The 18140-nt window shown below is 68.3% G+C and carries 14 protein-coding genes; 8 read left to right on the forward strand and 6 right to left on the reverse strand.

The window, feature by feature from the left end; genetic code table 11:
• The first annotated feature begins 144 nt into the window (after nt 1-144).
• Together flgK and ABNQ39_RS19545 are read left to right on the forward strand one after the other, a co-directional pair.
• The gene (gene flgK, locus ABNQ39_RS19540) at nt 145-1554 is read left to right on the forward strand and encodes a flagellar hook-associated protein FlgK (RefSeq protein ID WP_376959918.1); all 1410 of its coding nucleotides are present in this window, start codon (nt 145-147) and stop codon (nt 1552-1554) included.
• A complete protein-coding gene (locus ABNQ39_RS19545; protein ID WP_376959919.1) occupies nt 1551-3599 on the forward strand; it encodes a hypothetical protein in 2049 nt (682 codons plus the stop codon). The genes flgK and ABNQ39_RS19545 overlap by 4 nt, the downstream gene beginning before the upstream one ends.
• Nucleotides 3600-3658: 59 nt before the next feature.
• Here ABNQ39_RS19545 and ABNQ39_RS19550 read toward each other — a convergent pair whose 3' ends face one another.
• A complete protein-coding gene (locus ABNQ39_RS19550) occupies nt 3659-4759 on the reverse strand; it encodes a TRAP transporter substrate-binding protein (RefSeq protein WP_376959920.1) in 1101 nt (366 codons plus the stop codon).
• Between the two features lie 187 nt (nt 4760-4946).
• The gene (locus ABNQ39_RS19555) at nt 4947-6608 is read right to left on the reverse strand and encodes an alpha-amylase family glycosyl hydrolase (RefSeq protein ID WP_376959921.1); all 1662 of its coding nucleotides are present in this window, start codon (nt 6606-6608) and stop codon (nt 4947-4949) included.
• 275 nt (nt 6609-6883) lie between these two features.
• Between ABNQ39_RS19555 and ABNQ39_RS19560 the strand changes: the two genes are divergently transcribed.
• Entirely contained in the window at nt 6884-8482 is a 1599-nt protein-coding gene (locus tag ABNQ39_RS19560; protein WP_376962637.1) for a serine/threonine protein kinase, read from the forward strand.
• Between the two features lie 48 nt (nt 8483-8530).
• Here ABNQ39_RS19560 and ABNQ39_RS19565 read toward each other — a convergent pair whose 3' ends face one another.
• Complete coding sequence (locus ABNQ39_RS19565; protein WP_376959922.1) at nt 8531-9346, reverse strand: PP2C family protein-serine/threonine phosphatase; 816 nt, start codon at nt 9344-9346, stop codon at nt 8531-8533.
• A gap of 253 nt (nt 9347-9599) precedes the next feature.
• Here ABNQ39_RS19565 and ABNQ39_RS19570 point away from each other — a divergent pair, with 253 nt between their 5' ends.
• Nucleotides 9600-10004, forward strand: coding sequence for a flagellar basal body rod protein FlgC (locus ABNQ39_RS19570; protein ID WP_376959923.1), 405 nt, complete (start codon nt 9600-9602; stop codon nt 10002-10004).
• A 40-nt stretch (nt 10005-10044) separates the two neighbouring features.
• Here the strand turns inward: ABNQ39_RS19570 and ABNQ39_RS19575 are convergent, their stop codons facing one another.
• Together ABNQ39_RS19575 and ABNQ39_RS19580 are read right to left on the reverse strand one after the other, a co-directional pair.
• Nucleotides 10045-10257: a hypothetical protein gene (locus ABNQ39_RS19575; protein ID WP_143273295.1), complete on the reverse strand. Its 213-nt coding sequence runs from the start codon at nt 10255-10257 to the stop codon at nt 10045-10047.
• Nucleotides 10258-10303: 46 nt separating this feature from the next.
• The gene (locus ABNQ39_RS19580) at nt 10304-10888 is read right to left on the reverse strand and encodes a hypothetical protein (protein ID WP_376959924.1); all 585 of its coding nucleotides are present in this window, start codon (nt 10886-10888) and stop codon (nt 10304-10306) included.
• Nucleotides 10889-11099: 211 nt separating this feature from the next.
• Here ABNQ39_RS19580 and ABNQ39_RS19585 point away from each other — a divergent pair, with 211 nt between their 5' ends.
• Nucleotides 11100-12002 carry a tetratricopeptide repeat protein gene (locus tag ABNQ39_RS19585; RefSeq protein ID WP_376959925.1) on the forward strand — a complete coding sequence of 301 codons (903 nt, stop codon included), beginning with the start codon at nt 11100-11102 and terminating at the stop codon, nt 12000-12002.
• A gap of 9 nt (nt 12003-12011) precedes the next feature.
• Here ABNQ39_RS19585 and ABNQ39_RS19590 read toward each other — a convergent pair whose 3' ends face one another.
• Nucleotides 12012-13277 (reverse strand): tetratricopeptide repeat protein, encoded by a 1266-nt coding sequence (locus ABNQ39_RS19590; RefSeq protein WP_376959926.1) that lies wholly within the window; start codon nt 13275-13277, stop codon nt 12012-12014.
• A gap of 120 nt (nt 13278-13397) precedes the next feature.
• Here ABNQ39_RS19590 and ABNQ39_RS19595 point away from each other — a divergent pair, with 120 nt between their 5' ends.
• The 3 genes from ABNQ39_RS19595 to ABNQ39_RS19605 all read left to right on the forward strand — a co-directional run bounded on the left by ABNQ39_RS19595 (nt 13398) and on the right by ABNQ39_RS19605 (nt 18042).
• Nucleotides 13398-16949, forward strand: coding sequence for a tetratricopeptide repeat protein (locus tag ABNQ39_RS19595; protein ID WP_376959927.1), 3552 nt, complete (start codon nt 13398-13400; stop codon nt 16947-16949).
• Entirely contained in the window at nt 16946-17629 is a 684-nt protein-coding gene (locus tag ABNQ39_RS19600) for a tetratricopeptide repeat protein (RefSeq protein ID WP_376959928.1), read from the forward strand. Before ABNQ39_RS19595 ends, ABNQ39_RS19600 begins: the two co-directional genes overlap by 4 nt.
• A 233-nt stretch (nt 17630-17862) precedes the next feature.
• Nucleotides 17863-18042 carry a YdcH family protein gene (locus tag ABNQ39_RS19605; RefSeq protein WP_376959929.1) on the forward strand — a complete coding sequence of 60 codons (180 nt, stop codon included), beginning with the start codon at nt 17863-17865 and terminating at the stop codon, nt 18040-18042.
• Nucleotides 18043-18140 lie beyond the last annotated feature (98 nt).

The raw sequence follows: 18140 nt of genomic DNA on the forward strand, positions 1-18140 counted from the left end.
GCGCGGCCCTGACCGTCTGATTGCCTGATCGCTTCTCTACCGATCGCCAGCTTCCCGATCGCCGGTTCCCTGATCGTTTGAATGGGGGGCGGCAGCCGTCCCGGCACCGCCCCGACCATCCCGATCCGTGAAAGGTCTCCCGCCATGTCCCTCTTCGCAGCCTTGAACAGTGCCACGGCCGGGCTGCGCACGGTCCAGACCAGCGTCAAGCTGGTTTCGGACAACATCGCGCAGGCCAACGACCCGAACCGCACGCGCCACACCGCCCAGCAGTCGGTGGACGCCAGCGGTCAGGTGGTCAGCACGACGTATCGGCGGGAGGTCGACAAGGCGCTGATGGCCCAGGTGATGGACCTGACCTCGCGCGATGGCGGATCGCAGGTGACGACCACCTACATGCAGCAGCTGGGCGACCTGATGCGGACCACCAACGGGACGCCTCTGCTGAACGATTATTCCGACAAGTTCCAGGCCGCGATCAAGACGCTGTCCACCTCGCCGGAGGACGAGACCGCGCAGTACCAGCTGGTCCAGGCGGCCGAAAGCTTCTCGCGCGAGATCCGCCGCGTGTCGGAGGGGGTGGAGCAGATCGACCGCGACATGAAGACCGACATCACCAAGTCGGTCGACACGGTCAACGACCTGCTGAAGCAGATCAACTCGATCAACAACGACATGGTGTCGCTGCAGGGCCAGGGAGCCGCGGCCAACACCGTCGCCGACAAGCGCGACGGGCTGGTCCGCGAACTGAGCACCTACATGGGAATCCGTACGGTGGAGCGGCCGGACGGCCGGCTGGCGATCTTCACCCCGTCGGGTCTGGCGCTGGTCGATGCGCAGCCGGCAAATCTTTCCTATGACGGCGGCAACATCAACCTACAGGTCGGCAATCAAGTCACCTCGATCAACAACCACCTGACCACCGGCAAGCTGGGCTCGCTGATCCAGATGCGCAAGGACGGCTCGACCACCGAGCCGCCGACCCCGGCCAGCGGCGACCCGACGGCGGAGATCATCCGCAAGCTGCGCTCGCAGCTCGACGAGTTCGCCAAGGCCTTCACCGGTCCGACCAAGCCGGGCGAGCCCACCAGCTTCGCCGACGCCTATGACAACGGCGGCACGGCCGCCGCCGGCGAACAGGCCAGCCAGTTCTTCACCGGAACCGACCGTTTCACCATCAACATCAACGCCAAGCTCCTGGACAACACCAGCAAAATCAAGCAGTCCGCCATCGACGACATGGTCAAGGCGGTCAATGCCGCCGGCCGCAGCTTCAGCGCCGACGGCCTGCAGATGAAGGACACCACCTACAGCGCCATGGGCAGCGCCATCACCGGCACCTGGATGGCCGCGGCCAAGACCGCCAGCACCGCCGCCGATTCCAACAAGGAGTCCATGCAGCTCCTCAGCGAGCGCTACCAGTCGCAGACCGGCGTGAACATCGACGAGGAAATCGCCCAGCTCCAGCAGCTCCAGACCTCCTACCAGGCTTCGGCACGGGTCATGCAAGTGGCCAATGCAATGTTTGATGCGCTGGAGGCGGTGGTCCGATGAGCTCGATAACGGGAGTCAGCAGCTACTCGAAATATCTGAGCCTTGTCCGGAACCTGTCCGGGGGCCAGAACGACATCAACACGCTGTCCGAACAGCTGACCACGGGCAAGAAGTCGGTCGATCTGAACGCCTACGGCCCGGAGGTGCAGAAGCTTCTGGACCTCAGGGCGGAGATGGCGAAGAAGACCAACTACATCCAGAGCATCAACACCGCCGCGCCCCGTGTCGATGCGACGGACAAGGTGCTGACCTCGATGGAGTCCATCGTGTCGAGCTGGACCTCCAGCACGACCTTCCCCTTCCAGCCCGGTCCGGCCAGCGTCACCACCCCGACCAACACCAATCCCGACGGGATGAAGCTGTCGATCGACGCGTCCAAGTCGACGCTGACGGTCGGCGCCAAATACACGGTCACCGCGGTGCCGTCGCAGCAGGGCACCAACGGCACCTTCGACGTCACGGTGACCGACGGTCTGGGCGGCAAGACCACCCGCGCCATCAACCTGGGCACCACCCCGCCCAACGACGGCAAGGGCTACAACTTCAACATCTCCGGCGGCCCCGGCGAGGGCGCGATCCTGAACCTGACCTTCGACAGCCTGAAGGCGGCGTCGAGCAGCAGCTTCTCCGTCAGCTTCCCGCAGGCCGATCAGGTCAAGGACCGCGCCGAGGGCGCGATGCGCGACATCCAGGCCCTGTTGAACCAGCGCTTCGGCGACCGCTACCTGTTCGCCGGCTCGCGCTTCGGGACGGAGCCGGTCACCGATCTGACGGCGACGACGCAGACCAGCAAGATCACGCTGAACGGCGCGTTGGTGAACACCGACGATTATTTCGAGGTGACCGTCTCCGGCAAGACCTTCGGCTATCAGATCCAGGCGTCCGACCCGAAGACGCTGACCTTCGTCGCCCAGACGCTGACCACCCAGATCAACGCCACCACCCCGCCCCTGCCGATGACGGTGTCGACCTCCAACGGCATCATCTCCCTGGTCGGCCAGCAGCCGGGGCAGAAGTTCGACCTGTCCGCCCGCGTCATCAACTCCGCCACGGTGGAGAACACCGCGACCGCGCCGTCGACTACCCAGGCGCCGACGGCCACCCTGCCGCAGATCGACCGCTTCACCCTGAACGGTGCCGCGGTGGACATCGGCGACACCTTCGAATTCACGGTCGCGGTCGGCGATCCCGACGATCCGTACAACCAGAACTATTATCTGAAGCATCCGACCGAGCCGCACGACCTGCCGCCCTACCAGTCCTACAAGGTCAGCTACACGGTCAGCGACACCGACTATGCCGCCGGCGTCACCGATGTCGGGCAGGTGGCCGACAAGCTGCGCCAGCAGTTCGGCAATCTGAAGCCTGCCCCGCCGGTCACCATCGACGCGCTCGGCAACGGTCCGGGCATCTCGCTGACCAGCACGGCCAATGCCGATCCCAACCATCCCGGCCGCTCGTCGCTGTTCTCGACCAGCGCCAAGGTCACGAACGGGTCGCTGCAGAACACCATCTCGGTCGGCACGCTGCCGCCGGAGCAGGACAGCCAGATCGCCGTACCCAATGCCGAGCCGCCGGACCTGCCCTTCTACGATTCCGAATATCTGACCAAGGGCAAGAATCCCGACGCGTACCGCAAGTCGCAGGTGACGATCGACGACAACCTGAACCTGACCTACGGCGTCAGTGCCGACGACCAGGCGTTCCAGACGCTGGTGAAGGCGATGCAGCTGGTGCGGACGGCGGCGGCCAACCCCGGCAAATGGACCGAATACAGCACCCAGGCGCGCGAGATGCTGACCCAGGCATCCGACCAGATCCGCTCGGTCCACGCCAAGGTCGCCTCCGACGCCGCCACGCTGGAGACCAACAAGGACGCCCACACGGACTCGGTCGCCACGCTGACCGACCGCCTCGCCAAGATCGAGGGCATCGACCAGACCGAGGTCGCGGCGCGGCTGAGCAGCGCGATGAATGTCCAGCAGGCGACCTACACCGTCGCCGGCCAGACGCAGAAGCTGTCGCTGCTGAACTATCTGGCCTGAAAAAGAACGGGGGCGGCCGGACCGGCCACCCCCTGCTTTCCGTCAGACCCCGCAGCCAATCACTTGGAACGGCCGGCCGACTGGGTGAAGTTGTCGTAGGGCAGCTCGGCCACGCGGAACCACAGCTGCACCTCCTCCAGGAAGGGCTTCCAGCTGTCGTAGACGGCCTTGAAGTCCGGGTTGGTCTTCGCGATGTCGTCGTACAGCTCGAAGGCGATCTTGTGGGCGGCCTCCATCAGATCGCGCGGATAGGGGCGCAGCAGGGCGCCCTTGGCGACCAGACGCTTCAGCGCCTTGGCGTTCTCGGCGTCGTAGCGGGCGGTCATCGCGCCGTTCCCCTCGGCACAGGCCGCGGTCATGATCGCCTGATAGGACTTGGGCAGGGCGTCCCATTCCTTCTGGTTGATGTAGAGCGAGACCTGCGGTCCGCCTTCCCACCAGCCCGGATAGTAATAGTATTTGGCGACCTGGACGAAGCCCAGCTTCTCGTCGTCATAGGGGCCGACGAATTCGACCGCGTCGATGGTGCCCTTTTCCAGCGCCGGATAGATGTCGCTGCCGGCGATCTGGGTCGGGGCGGCGCCCAGCTTGGCCATGATCTGGCCGGTGATGCCGGCGATGCGGATCTTCAGGCCGTTGAAGTCGGCCAGCGACTTGATTTCCTTGCGGTACCAGCCGCCCATCTGGGCGCCGGTGTTGCCGGCCGGGAACTGGACGATGCCGTGCTTGGCGAAGAAGGTGCGCATCACCTCCTGGCCGCCGCCATACTGGAACCAGGCGTTCTGCTGGCGGGCGTTCGGGCCGAACGGGATCGCGGTGTCGAAGGCGAAGGTCGGATCCTTGCCGACATAATAATAGCCGCAGGTGTGGCCGCACTGGACGGTGCCGTTCTGCACGGCGTCCAGCACCTGAAGACCGGGGACGATCTCACCGGCGGCATGCACGCGGATCTGGAACTTGCCGTCGGTCGCCTCGGACACGCGCTTGGCGATCAGCTCGGACGTGCCGACGAGGATGTCGGTGCTCTTCGGGAAGCTCGACGCCAGACGCCACTGGATGGCCGGCTGGCTCTGCGCGATGGCCGGGGCCGCGAGGGTCGAGGCGGCAACGGTCGAAACGGCACCGACACCGGCCTTGGTGAGAAACGCTCTTCTTTCCACTCCCGCTACTCCGCAAGATTATTGCTATTGCCGACAATTTCCACGACCCGCGATGAATCAGGGAATTTCAGCGACTTAGGCGAGAGTGTAACAAAGCATCCGATGCGGCGCCCTGCATCGCATAAATGTGCATGCCTGCCTTTCGAGGGTGTGGCCGGCACCCTCGAAGAGCTAGTGCGGAGACGGGTCAGGCCGGGGTGCGCAGGCGCCCCAGGAAGACCGACAGCGGCGGCATCACCAGCGTCCGTCCGTCGGCGGTCAGCTCCGGCGGCAGGGCGCCGGGCGCGCGGGGAATGGGCAGGGCTTCCGTTTCGCCACGGCCGCGCAGGGCGAATTCCGCCGGCCGGTCGGCCATGTTGAAGATGGCGAGCAGGCGGTCGTCTGCTGTACAGCGCTCGAAGGACAGCAGGTCGCCATGCTCCTCCACCGCGGTGACGCCGCCGCTGCGCAGCGGCTCCAGGTCGCGGCGGAGCGAGAGGGCGGCACGCCACACCGCCAGCGGGCTGCCCGCGGTCCGTTCCTGCCGGTCGACGGCGAGGTCGCGATGGGCCTCGGGCACCGGCAGCCAGGGGTCGGCGACGGTGAAGCCGGCATGGGGCTCGGCGGCCCGCCAGGGCATCGGCGTGCGGCTGCCATCACGTCCCTGGAAATCGGGCCAGTAGGTGATGCCGAACGGGTCGCGCAGCTGGTGCTGTTCCAGCACCGCGTTGGGCAGGGCCAGCTCCTCCCCCTGATAGAGGCAGACGGTGCCGGGCAGCGAGGCGGCCAGCATCGCCAGCAGGGCGTTGAAGGCCTGTGGATCGGCACCGGTAGGCAGCCAGCGGCTGGCGGTCCGCTCGACATCGTGGTTGGACAGGCTCCAGCAGATCGACTCCGGCCGTCCAGCGGCGCTCAAGGCCTGGGCGAACCCCTTGGCGCTGAAGGGCTGCTTGGCCAGCGACAGGGTGTAGGCGGCGTGCAGTCCCTGCGGCGTGCAGTAGGCGGCGATGCGCTGGCCGGCGCCGGGCTGGCTGGACAGCTCACCCAGAAGAACGCGGCCGGGATGGCGCTCCACCGTCTCGCGCAGGCGGGCCAGGATGCTGCCGATGGCCGGGTGCATCATGTCGTAGATGTGCTGCTGCAAGGCGAAGGGCTTCAGCGGCGGTTCGGACCCGCGCCAGACGGCGGCGGGGTTGGAACGCAGCTGCGGATCATGGGCGAAGAAGTCGACGGCATCGATGCGGAAACCGTCGACCCCGCGCTCCATCCAGAATTCGGCCGTCTCGCACAGCGCATCCATCGCCGCGGGGTGGTGCAGGTTCAGCGCCGGCTGGCTGGACAGGAAATGATGCAGGTAATATTGCCGCCGCCGAGGCTCCCAGCTCCAGGCGGCGCCGCCGAACACCGACAGCCAGTTGTTCGGCGCGGTGCCGTCGGGCTTGGCGTCGGCCCAGACATACCAGTCCGACTTGTCGTTGTCGCGGGACCGGCGGCTCTCGACGAACCAGGGATGGGCGTTGGAGGTGTGGCCGCAGACCAGATCGACCAGCACCTTCAGACCCAGCCCATGGGCGCGCTCGATCAGCCGGTCGAAGACGGCGAGATTGCCCATGCGCGGATCCACCGCCCGGTGGTCGGCGACATCATAGCCGAAGTCGGTGCGCGGCGACGGGTAGAAGGGGCTGATCCACACCCCGTCGACCCCTAGCGAGGCCACATGGTCCAGCCCCTCGATCACGCCGTCGAGGTCGCCCCAGCCGTCGCCGCCATGGTCGCGGAAGCTGAGCGGATAGATCTGGTAGAGCGCCGCCCCGTTCAGCCAGGACAGGTTCGGGCCGGACGATTGGGAAAGGGAAAGAGTGTGGGGCAAGGCAGCAGGCTCCGCGCCGGGTGGTGCACATGCGGGTCGCAGAGGTGCGGCTCGCGGTATCAGCTTCCTGCCTCATGGCTAACGAAAGGTTACCGACCGTTCGTCGTCACAGGTCTAGGACGTTCGACGCGACCGGCCATCGGGACAGAAACTTGCAGGTGGGTGCCCTGGGACTTGGCCGCTGTGAGGCGCTGCGGCTATACCAGCGGCGCGGTTATGGCGGCTCTGGCCGGGGAGCGGAAATGCGGCGGGACGGGACGGCGGTTGAAGTGACCATGGCGCAAGGCGAGAAGCGGCTCGGCCGTTATCGGCTGCTCGACCTGATCCGGCAGGACGGCGACGCCCGGCTGCACCGCGCCCTGGATGCCAACGGACAGGCGGTGGCGCTGTGGACCGTGCCGCTGGCCCGTCTGTGCGCCGATGCCGCCGGGCTGGAGAGATTCCGGCGGATGGCGGGCGCCGCGGCACGGCTGTCCCACCCGGCCATTCCGGCAATCCTGGCCTCTGGCGAGCTTGCCGGCACCGCCTTCGTCGCCACCGCACCGGCCGATGGGCCGACGCTCGCCACGAGGCTGGCCGACGGACCGCTGGGGTGGGAGGACGCCGTCGCGACGCTGGGTCGCGTGCTGGATGCGCTCGCCGCAGCCCATCGGGCCGGCGTGATCCATGGCGCGCTCGGTGCCGACACCGTGCTGCACGCCGGACCGGCGGCGGTGGTCGCCGGGTTCGGCCGTGCGGCCTTGACCGCGGCAGCGGTGGACCGGCGCGACGATCTGGCCGCCGCCGTGGGGCTGACCGAACGGCTCCTGTCCGGGCACGACCAGCGGCCGGGGGTGTCGGCCCTGCTGGCGACATTGCGCGATGAGGGGGCCGGAGCGTTTCCGGACGCAGGTGCGCTGCTGCGGGCCGTCAGCGCATTGAACGAGGCGTCCGTTGCATCGGCAGGGTTGGCACCGGCGCGCGCCCGACGCTGGCCGCTGTTGCTCGGCAGCGTTGCCGTGCTGGGCGGCTTGGTTGCGGCAGCGGTCCTGAACCGGCCTGCCCCACCTCTGCCGCCACCGGTGGCCATGGTCAAAGACGCGTTACCCGAATCCGAACCGGCATCCGAGCCGCCTGCATCGTCCGCTGCATTGCCCCCTGAACCGGCGCCCTCCCTGCCGCAGGCCCCTCCCCCGGCAGTCCCTCGGCAGCCGCCGGTCGCGGCGGTGGCGGCGGCGCTGCGCGCCATTCCCTGCGCGCTGGTCGGCGTGGAAACGACCGGGGGAAGGCTGCTGGTTTCAGGGACGGTCGCCGGGGAGCGGGCGGAGACGGCGGTGCGCGAAACGGTCGAGACTCTTGCCGCCGGCTGGGACCATGGTTTCGACCTCACCACTGCGGATGCGCAGTTCTGCGCCCCTCTGGGCAGCGTCACCACGGCGCTGGACGCCAACCGGGGCTTGGCCGAGCCGTTGACGGTGACCATGCTGGAGGGGCCGGCGCTGAATGCCGGCGATCCGCTGATGCTGGAGATCCGGGCGCCGGCCCGTCCGGTGCAGGTGCAGGTCGATTATTTCACCATCGACGGCAGCGTCGTGCATCTGCTCCCCAACCCGTCGGACAGCGCCATCGCGCTTGCCGCAGGCGCATCGCGCCGGTTGGGTGAGAGGGGAGAGGACGGGAAGCCGGGGGCCGGGCGGTCCTGGACCATCGGCCCGCCCTATGGAACCGAAATGCTGCTGACCATCGCCACGGCGGTCCCTCTGTTCGCCACCCCGCGGCCGGAGCAGGAGCCGGCAGCCGACTATCTGACCGCATTGGCCGATGCGCTGGCCGCGCTGCCGGACGATGCCCCGGCGATGCTGGCGGATGCGCGCTTCATCGCCACCGGGCCTTGACCGGCAGGGTGACCGGCAAGGCCCGATAATTGGATTGTGCCAGGGCGGTCAGTCGGTCGCGGCGAAGCGTCCGACCACCACCGTCACATTGTCCATCCCACCGGCCGCGTTGGCGGCATCCACCAGCGCGGCGGCGGCAAGGGCGGGGTCGGAGTCCTGACGCAGGATGCGGGCGATGACACCGTCCGGCAGCATGCCGTTCAGCCCGTCGGAACAGAGCATGACGACATCGTCCGGCATCAGTGACTGCACGCTGACCTCCGGCTCGACATCCTCCGCCGTGCCGAGCGCGCGGACGATGATGTTCCGTTGCGGTGCGGTTCCGCGCCCGCCATTGTCCAGCCACATCTGATAGAGGCTGTGGTCGCGGGTCAGGGTGCGCAGTTCCCCGTCGCGCAGGCGATAGACCCGGCTGTCGCCGGCATGGAACACCGCCATACAGGCGGTTCCGGGAATCCGCCAGAGCCCGGCGACGGTGGTGCCCATGCCGCGCCCCGACGAGAATCCGCGGGCCATATTCAGCTCGTAGATCGCCCGGTTGGCCTGCAGCACCGCAGAGCGTGCAACCGACAGCGCATGGCGCACCGCCGGCTCGGTCGCCGCCGGGTCGGTCTGGGTGCGGTCGGCGTCCTCACGCTTCACCAGAGGGATCGGATCGGACGGTGCATGGTCCAGCAGGATGCCCGAGATCACCTCGACCGCCTTGCGGCTGGCGATATCGCCGCCGGCATGACCGCCCATGCCGTCGCAGACGACCGCGAATTCCCCGGCAATGCTGACCTGGAAATCGTCCTCGTTGCGGGAACGGGCGCGGCCGACGTCGGTCAGCCCGGCGACGGTCAGGGCAAAGGCAGCGTTCGGCATTCAGGCGGCGGCTCCCGTCTCGCATCTGGGCCGGCTCCTATGGAACCGGTCCCATCAGGGCCGAAAGCACCGGCGGGATACCGGCGGCAAGGGAAAGGAGCGGCGGCCGTTTGCCCGATAATGGCGCAAGCCCCGTGAAAGATACAGCGGCGATTGCATTGGGGGCTGTTACAGGCCGGCGATGCTCCGCTGGTGTCGGGCATCCGATGTGGTAAGGTTCCCCGATAGGCCGTCGGACAAGGGATGGACCGCCATGGTCGGCAGTATCGGCATCGCGCTCAGCGGTTTGACCGCCCAGACCCGGCGGCTCGACGCCTCGGCCGCCAACGTCGCGAATGTGCGCTCCACCGGGGCCGTTCCGAATACGGACGGTGGCGCCGACGGCAAGCGTGCGGTCTATCAGGCCGTCGCGGTCGCGCAGAGCGACGCCAACCCCGGCACGCGCGCCAGCTTCACGCCGATCACGCCGGCCTATTTGCAGGACTATGCGCCCGACGACAGTGCGGCGAACGGCGACGGCATGGTCGCGGCGCCGAACGTCGATCTGGCGACCGAGCGCATCAACCAGATGGCGGCCAGCCGGGCCTATGGCGCCAATGTCGCCGTGGTCCGGACCCAGGACGAGATGCTGACATCCCTGCTCAATTCGAAAGTCTGACCGACGGGAAAACCGACTGCCGGAATCTGCCGGCGAGAACTCAGACGGTGATGTTCAGGTTCTGCCCGCGCGTCGGCGTGACGTTGCCGCCGCCGGAGCCGCCACCGGAACCATTGCCCGACTGCATCAGGGTTTCGACCGTCGCCTGCTGCTGTTCGGCGTTCTGGTTCAACGCCTTGACGCCGAAAGCCATCTGCCCCTGTGCCTGCATCAGGGACATCGCCGCACCGGCGGTCGATGACGTGACATCCATGCCCATCCTGCCCCCTGCAAACCGCGCCCCTTGGAACGGGGCGTCCTCAGATCACGACATTGACCCGACCGGCGGATGTGCCGGCGGACGTGGTCGCGACCGAGGCGGAGTGTGCCACAAATGCCGCGGCGGCGGAAGCGGTCGACGTGACCGGAGCCGCGGTCCGGGGTGGGGAAGCGGTGGCGGTGCCGGCCGTTGCCGGCCCATCGGTCCCGTTGCGCCCATAGGCCGCGGAGCGGCCGCCCGCCTGCCCTCCCGCCTGTCCGCCCTGGCCGCTTTCGCCGACCGTCAGCTTCAGCAGCGAGGCGCGTTCGGCGTCCTTTTCCTGCTGCTGGGCTTCCTTGTACTGCTTCAAGGCGGCTTCGGTCGGAATCTGCGAGACGGTCTTCCCGTTGGCCGGGTCGCGGTACAGCATCACCAGCCGCGAGGCATCGGTGTCATAGCTGAAGGCGACGGTCGGGAAACGGTTGACCAGCGGCTCGGTTGTACCGGCCGTTTCGGCTTCCGCCTGCGGGATGGTGCTGGAGGTCGGAGTCCGGGTGCTGGCCCCTGGGTCAACGGCATCGCTGCCGCGGGGCGTCATGAAGGCGAACGGCCGCGAGACCGTCGATGTGGCCACCGCCACGTTCATGACCAGATTGTCCGGATCGGTGAATGTTGAACATTAAATTACCTTAACCCTGGCCTCGCGTAAAGGGTTTCTTTACACTTATTTGGAGTGGGGATTCCAACCCATAGGAGGAAAGGGGATTTCCGATGCGCAAAATATTTAGGTCGAAAACTAAGGTCCACCCGTCCACATGCTTGCGGTGACGGCACCGGTCGTCCTAAAGCGTTGAGCCATGGCCACCATTCTCGAAGCCTTGACGCTGGCGCTCGACCTGCATCTCGCCGGCCGTTTCGGCGAGGCGCAGGAACTCTACACCCGCATCCTCGATGTCGAGCCGGAGCAGCCTGACGCGCTGCATTATCTGGGCGTCCTCGCCGGACAGATCGACCGGGGTGAGTTCGGCCTGACTCTGATCGGCAAGGCGCTGGTCCTGCGGCCGGAGGCGGCCGACATTCACGCCAACCGCGCCAATCTGCTGCGCGGGCTCGACCGGCTGGACGAGGCCGAGGACTCCTACCGCCGCGCGCTGGCCCTGCGCCCCGATTTCGCGGAGGCCTGGACCGACCGCGCCTTCGCCCGCTATGGCCGCGGCGATCCGGGCGCCATCGACGCCACCGCCACGATGCTGGAGCGTGCCCTGCGCATCGAGCCGGCCCTGGATCCGGCGCGGGAAAGGCTGGTCGATCTGCTGCATGCGCGCGGCCGGCTGCGGCTGGAATCCGGGCAGGTGACGCCGGCGCTGGCCGACCTGATCCGGGCCGCGGCACTCGACCAGCGGGATGCCGACATCGCCTTCCTTCTGGGCAATGCCCTGTTCGCCGCCGGGCTGCGCGCGGATTCGGTGATCGCCTTCCGCAACGCGCTCGCCCTGGTGCCGGATTTCCTGTCGGCGGCGCTGAATCTCGGCATCGCGCTGGCAGCGACCAACCATGCCGCCGGGGCGCTGGCCCCGCTTCGCCACGCGGTCCGCATCGACCCGGCCCATCCGGCGCCCCGCGACACGCTGGCGCTGGCGCTTCGCTCACTAGGACGCGTCGAGGAGGCCGACGCGCTGCTCCGGCCCGCCCCTGCCCCGCAGCCGGTCAAGCCCGACCCCAAGCCTGCTCCGTTCCGCCGGCCGCGCCGTCGGTCCTAAGCCGCCGGCCTAAATCGCAGGGCGCTCGGCCAGCACCACCAGCCCGGTCACCGGTTCGGCGCTTTCGAAGCGCAGCCGGTCGCGGTCGCATCGCCGCAGCATCAGCCCGGCATTCGCCACCGCGGTGCGGATGTAGGCTTCGGCATGGGCATAGCGGCCGTGGGTGGCGACGCGGTGGGGCCGTCCGTCGGCCGGATTCAGCGCCTCCACCGTGAAGGCCAGCCGGCCGTCGGGGCGCAGCGCGGCGCAGGCGGCGGCCAGAGCGTCGTCGAGGACGCCGAAATAGCAGAACACGTCGGCCGCCATGATCAGATCGAAGGCCAGCCGATGCGCTGCCAGGAAGCCGACCAATTCCGCCTCATGCAGCCCGTCATACAGGCCGCGGGCACGGGCGCGGTTCAGCATCCCGTCCGACAGATCGACACCGACCAGCCGGCGGGCATAGGGCCGGAGCGCTTCGGCGCACAGCCCGGTGCCGCAGCCGGCATCCAGCACGTCGAGGTCGCCGGCCGGCTCTTCGTCGGACAGCAGGCCGGCGAGAAGGGCCGGCGCCCGGTAATCCAGCTCGGCCAGCTTGCGGTCGAACTCATCGGCGAACAGGTCGAAGGTCTGGCGCACATAGTCGTCTGGCGCGCGCGGGTCGGCCTCCTCGCCGGCGATGGCGGCGCCGATGTGGCGGGCCAGCGGGTTGTCCGGATGGTCGCGCCGCCACAGCCGGGCCAGCGCCGCCGCATCCTCCTCCCCGCCCTGTTCGTGCAGCAGATAGAGCACGGCGCCGAGATTGTCATGGGCATCGGCCCAGTCCGGCCGAAGAGCCAGCGCCCGGCGGTAATCCACCGCCGCCCCGCCGAAGCGGCCGAGGTCGCGCAGCAGGTTGCCGCAGTTGTTCCAGGCCTCGGCATGGTCGGGACGAAGGGCGAGAGCCTGACGGAAGGCGGCGTCCGCCTCATCCTGCCGCTCCGCCTGACGCAGGACGGAGCCGAGATTGTAGTGCGCCATCCCCTCATGCAGGCCATGGAAGACGGCGGCCCGGTAGGCGGCGGCGGCCTCGTCCAGACGGCCAAGCGCGCGCAGGGCGTTGCCGTGGTTGTTGTGGGTGCCCGCGAGTGTCGGGTCGGCGGCCAGCGCCTGGGCATAGAGCGGCTCCGCCGCCGCCGCGTCGCCGGCCGCGGCCAGCGCGTCCGCCTGCCGGCTGAGCTTCACCGCGGGTGGCACGGCGATTCCCGCCAGCCCCCTGCGCACCCCGCCCCGCAAGGACGAGCGTGACCCTGCCATCGCGTGTTCTCCCCTCTCCCGCAGGTCGATTCCCCGCCGATATCAATGGCATCTTTACCGTGATCCACCGATGATGGCACTCCCTTTGAGGGTGCAGGCAGTCAGGGACGGGGCCGGAACGTGGCGAAGCACACCAACATGCTGGCGCAGGCAGTGGCACACCATCAGGCCGGGCGTGCCGCCGAGGCGGAGCGCGGCTATCGCGACGTGCTGACCAAAGACCCGCGCAACGCCGACGCGCTTCATCTGCTGGGGGTGCTGGCCCTGCAATCGGGCCATGCGGAAGAGGCGGTGACCCTGATCGGCAAGGCCCTGGCGCAGACCAGGGGAGTCGCCGATTACTGGGACAATCTGGGCAGCGCGCTGTCCGCCGCCGGACGGCCGGGCGAGGCGGTGCAGGCCCACCGCAACGCCACCCTCCTGGACCCGCAGGGGGCGCAGCGACGGCACAATCTGGGCAATGCGCTGGCAGCCCTTGGCCGTCACGACGAGGCGCAGCGGGCCTTCGCCACGGCGCTGGCGCTGAAGCCGGATTATGCCAAAGCCTGGTACAATCTCGGCAACGGCCATGCCGCGCTGCACCGTCATGGCGGGGCGGTGACGGCGCTGGACCGCGCGGTGCGGCTGGCGCCGGGCATGGTGGAGGCGCACAACAATCTCGGCGACGCGCTGGCAATGGCCGGCCGGCTGGACGAGGCCATCGCACAGCACCGGCTGGTGACCCGGCACCGCCCCGACGACGCCACCGCCTTCTACAATCTGGGCGCCGTCCTGCAACAGAAGGGCGCTTTCGAGAGTGCCGAGATCGCCTATCGTCAGGCGCTGAAGCGCAACCCGCGCCACAGCGCCGCGCTGAACAATCTGGGCAGCGTCCTGAAGCGCCTCGGCCGTCCCGATCAGGCGGAGCTTTGCCACCGGCAGGCGCTGGACCTGCACCCGGAGTTCGTGGAGGCGCGCTACAATCTCGGCAACGCCTTGCAGGCGCAGGGGCGCTACGAGGACGCGGCGGCCTGCTTCGAGGAGGCGCTGGCCCAGCAGCCCGACCTTGCCACCGCCACTTACAACCTGTCCCTGCTGGCGCTTCTTCACGGCGACGTCGCGCGCGGCTGGGCCGGGTACGAGCGACGTTTCGCCGCCGGGGAGGCGGTGCCGAACCGGCGCTTCCCCATGCCGCGCTGGGGTGGAGAGGTGCTGCGCGGCAAGCGGCTGCTGATCTGGCGCGAACAGGGCGTGGGCGACGAGATGATGTTCGCCTCCTGCTATCCGGACGTCGTCGCCTGGGCGGGCGGACCGGTCACCATCGAATGCGATTCGCGTCTGGTGCCGCTGTTCCGCCGCTCCTTTCCGAAAGCCACGGTGCGGGCCGAAAGCTGCACCGGTGACGCTTTCGGCGAGCCCTTGCGGGAAACCATCGAGCCGCCCGACTGCGACCTCCAGGTTGCGGCGGGCGACCTGCCGGAACTGCTGCGCGGCAGCCTGTCCGCCTTCGAGCCGCAAGGCCCCTGGCTGGTGCCGGACCCGGCGCTGGTAGAGCGGTGGCGGGAGCGGCTGGCGCTGCTAGGACCGGGCCTGCGCGTCGGCATCGGCTGGCGCAGCCAGCTGATGACCGTCGACCGCAAGGCTTCCTATGTGATGCTGGACCGGTGGGGACCGCTGTTCGCCGTGCCTGGCCTGACCTTCGTCAATTTGCAGTATGACGAGTGCGAGGCCGAGCTTCGGGCGGAGGAGGAGCGTTTCGGCGTGACCATCCACCGCTGGGCCGATCTGAACCTGAAGGACGATTTCGATGGCGCGGCGGCGCTGACCGCCAACCTCGATCTGGTGATCTCACCGGCGATGTCGGCGGGGGAGTTGGCCGGTGCGCTGGGGGTTCCGGTCTGGCGCTTCGGCGGCCGCGACTGGACCCAACTGGGCACTGGAATCCGCCCCTGGTTCCCGACCATGCGCCTGTTCCAGCCGCGGCCGGGCGAAGCGCTGGACTCGACCATCGCATCCATCGCCAAAGCGCTGCGCGCCATGCTGCCGGAGCCCAAGCCTGCTCCCGAGGAGACGGCTGTTCCCGAACCGGAAACGCCCGCCGATTTCGATGCGCTGCTGAACCATGCCGCCGACCTTCACCGCACCGGCCGGCCGGATGAGGCGGAAGCGGCCTACCGTGCCGCCATTGCCGCCGATCCCCGGCGCGAAGCCCCTGGCCATCCCGATGCCCTGCATCTGCTTGGGCTGTTGATGCACCAGACCGGGCGGAACGACGATGCGCTCGCCCTGATCGGCGAAGCGCTGCGCATGGATCCAGTCTTTCCCCAGGCCTGGAACCATCTGGGTCTGGTGCATGAAATGGAAAAGCGCCACGCCGACTCATCCTTCGCCTTCGCCCGCGCGCTGGCCCTGCACCCGGCCTATCCGGAGGCGCTGACCCATCTCGGCCTCGTCCATCAGATCGGCGGACAGCCGGCGGAGGGCATGCGGCTGCACCGACGCGCCATCGCCATCCAGCCCGACCATATTCCAGCTCATGCCAATCTCGGCCATGCCTGCGAGCTGACCGGGCAGACGCCGGAGGCGACCGGCCATTACCGCCGTGCGCTGGCCCTGCAACCGGAGTCGGCCGAGGCCAACAACAACCTCGCCACCATGGCGACGCTGGCCAACCGGCTGGAGGAGGCGAAGAGCCATCTGCGACGCGCCCTGCGGGTCGATCCCGGCTTTGCGCTGGCGACCTGGAATCTCGGCTTGATGGATCTCGCCGACGGGCGCATCGCCGAGGGCTGGGCCGGCTATTCCCGCCGCTTTTCCGCCCGGCAATTGCAGCGGGCCCGCCGCATCGACCGGCCGGTCTGGATGGGCGAGGCGTTGCAGGGCCGGCGACTGCTGGTCTGGTCGGAACAGGGCGTCGGCGACGAAATTCTGTTCGCCTCCTGTTTCGACGCCTTGAACGGGCTCGACGGGCCGGTCACCGTCGAGTGCGACCGGCGGCTGGTCAGCCTGTTCGCCCGCTCCTTCCCCTGGGTGGCGGTCCGGGCGGAGACGGCGGACCCCGCGGGGCGGGAGACGATCGATCCGCCGGATTGCGAGTTGCAGATGCCGGCGGGCAACCTGCCGGCCATGGTCCGCGACAGGCTGGCGCGCTATCCGGACCGTCCAGCCTATCTGCGCCCCGACCCCGGTCTCGTCACCCGGTGGCGCGACCGCCTCGCCGCCCTGCCCGGCCTGAAGGTGGGGCTGGCATGGCGGAGCCAGATCGTCACCGTCCAGCGTGCCGCCGCCTACACTGGCCTTGCCGACTGGACGGCGTTGCTCGACATGCCCGGCGTCAGCGTCGTGATGCTGCAATATGGCGACTGCACCGCCGAACTGGCGAGGGTGGAAACGGCAACGCGCCGGCTACACCGGTGGGACGACCTGAATCTGAAGGATGATTTCGAAGGCGTTTCCGCCCTGATCGCCAACCTGGATCTGGTGATTTCGCCGGCCACGGCGGTCGGCGAACTGGCGGGTGCGCTGGGCACGCCGGTCTGGCGGCTCGGCACCCGCGACTGGACGCAGATCGGCACCGGCGTCCGGCCCTGGTTCCCGGCCATGCGCCTGATCCAGCCGCCGGAAGGCCAGGATCTGGCCGTCGCCGCCGGGCAGGCGGTGCATGCACTGAAAGCCCTGGTTCCGGCCGGATGAGCGACAGCCATAGCCTGCTTGCCGAGGCGTTCGACCGTCACCAGTCCGGCAGGTTCGATGAGGCGGAGGGTCTTTACCGCCGCATCCTCGCCAGCGAGCCGGCGGAGGCCGAAGCCTTGCACCGCTATAGTCTGCTGGCCGCCCAGCTTGGCCGGCTCGAGGAGGCCGACGGGCTGCTCGTCCGCGCGCTGACCCTGGACGCGCGAGCGACCGAGGCGGCGGTCAACCACGCAAAGATTCTGCGCGCTTTGCGCCGGCCGGAGGATGCCGCCCGCCGATTCCGCTATGCCCTGGAATTGTCGCCCGCCCTGCCGACGGCGCTGGAGGGGCTTGGCCATGCCGAACGCGAAGCCGGCCATACCGCGGCGGCGGCGGAATCCTATGGCCGGGCGGCACGGCTCGGTACCGGTGCGGCGGTGCTGCATCGATGGGGTATCGCGCTGGAGAGCCTCGGTCGGCCCGAGGCAGCGGCAGAAGCGTTGCGATGCTCCGCCCGCCTCGATCCCACGGTTCCTTCCGTTGCCGTCAGGCTCGCCACGATCCTCGAGCGACTGGGTTGCAAGGGCGAGGCTGCCGGCTGGTATCGCCACGCGCTGGTGCTTCAGCCTGGCCGTGACGAGCTGCGCAGGGCGCTTTTCGACATTGCCGGACCGCCCGTCGACCAGCCACCGGTGGCATAACCCTTTGGTTCAAAGGGTCTGTTCGCCTCCGGATGGTAGTGCGCGAAGTGATTTCAAGATCCCACCCCTGCGACCCACTGTCATACGTCTGAACGGTTGAGGCATCTTTTCGCATGGTTTGACCGCATAAAACGCAAGATTAAGGTTGTTCGGCGGTTCGGATCGGTGAACACTGCTGTTACCGGACCGTCACATTGAGGCGGGACGCGGACTGATCACATGGAGAGCGACTCATGCACACTGAAGCTCGCCTTTCGTCTCTGCAGGAAAAGCACATGCGCCTGGACCGGGCGATCCTCGACGAGGAGAAGCGCTCATGGCCGGATGAGAGCGCAGTAAAGCGCCTCAAACTCGAGAAGCTGCACGTCAAGGAAGAGATCGACCGCCTGACGCGCCCCGGCCAGATGAATTGATCCCCCCAATCACAGCAACGACCTTTGATCTTCACCCTTGAATAGGGGTTAAAGGCCGGGTTGAGGTGGACCGCCTCACCCCGGCCTTTTGACGTCCG

The organism is Azospirillum sp. A26 (genome assembly GCF_042604635.1).
GTDB classification, from domain to species: Bacteria; Pseudomonadota; Alphaproteobacteria; order Azospirillales; family Azospirillaceae; genus Azospirillum; species Azospirillum palustre.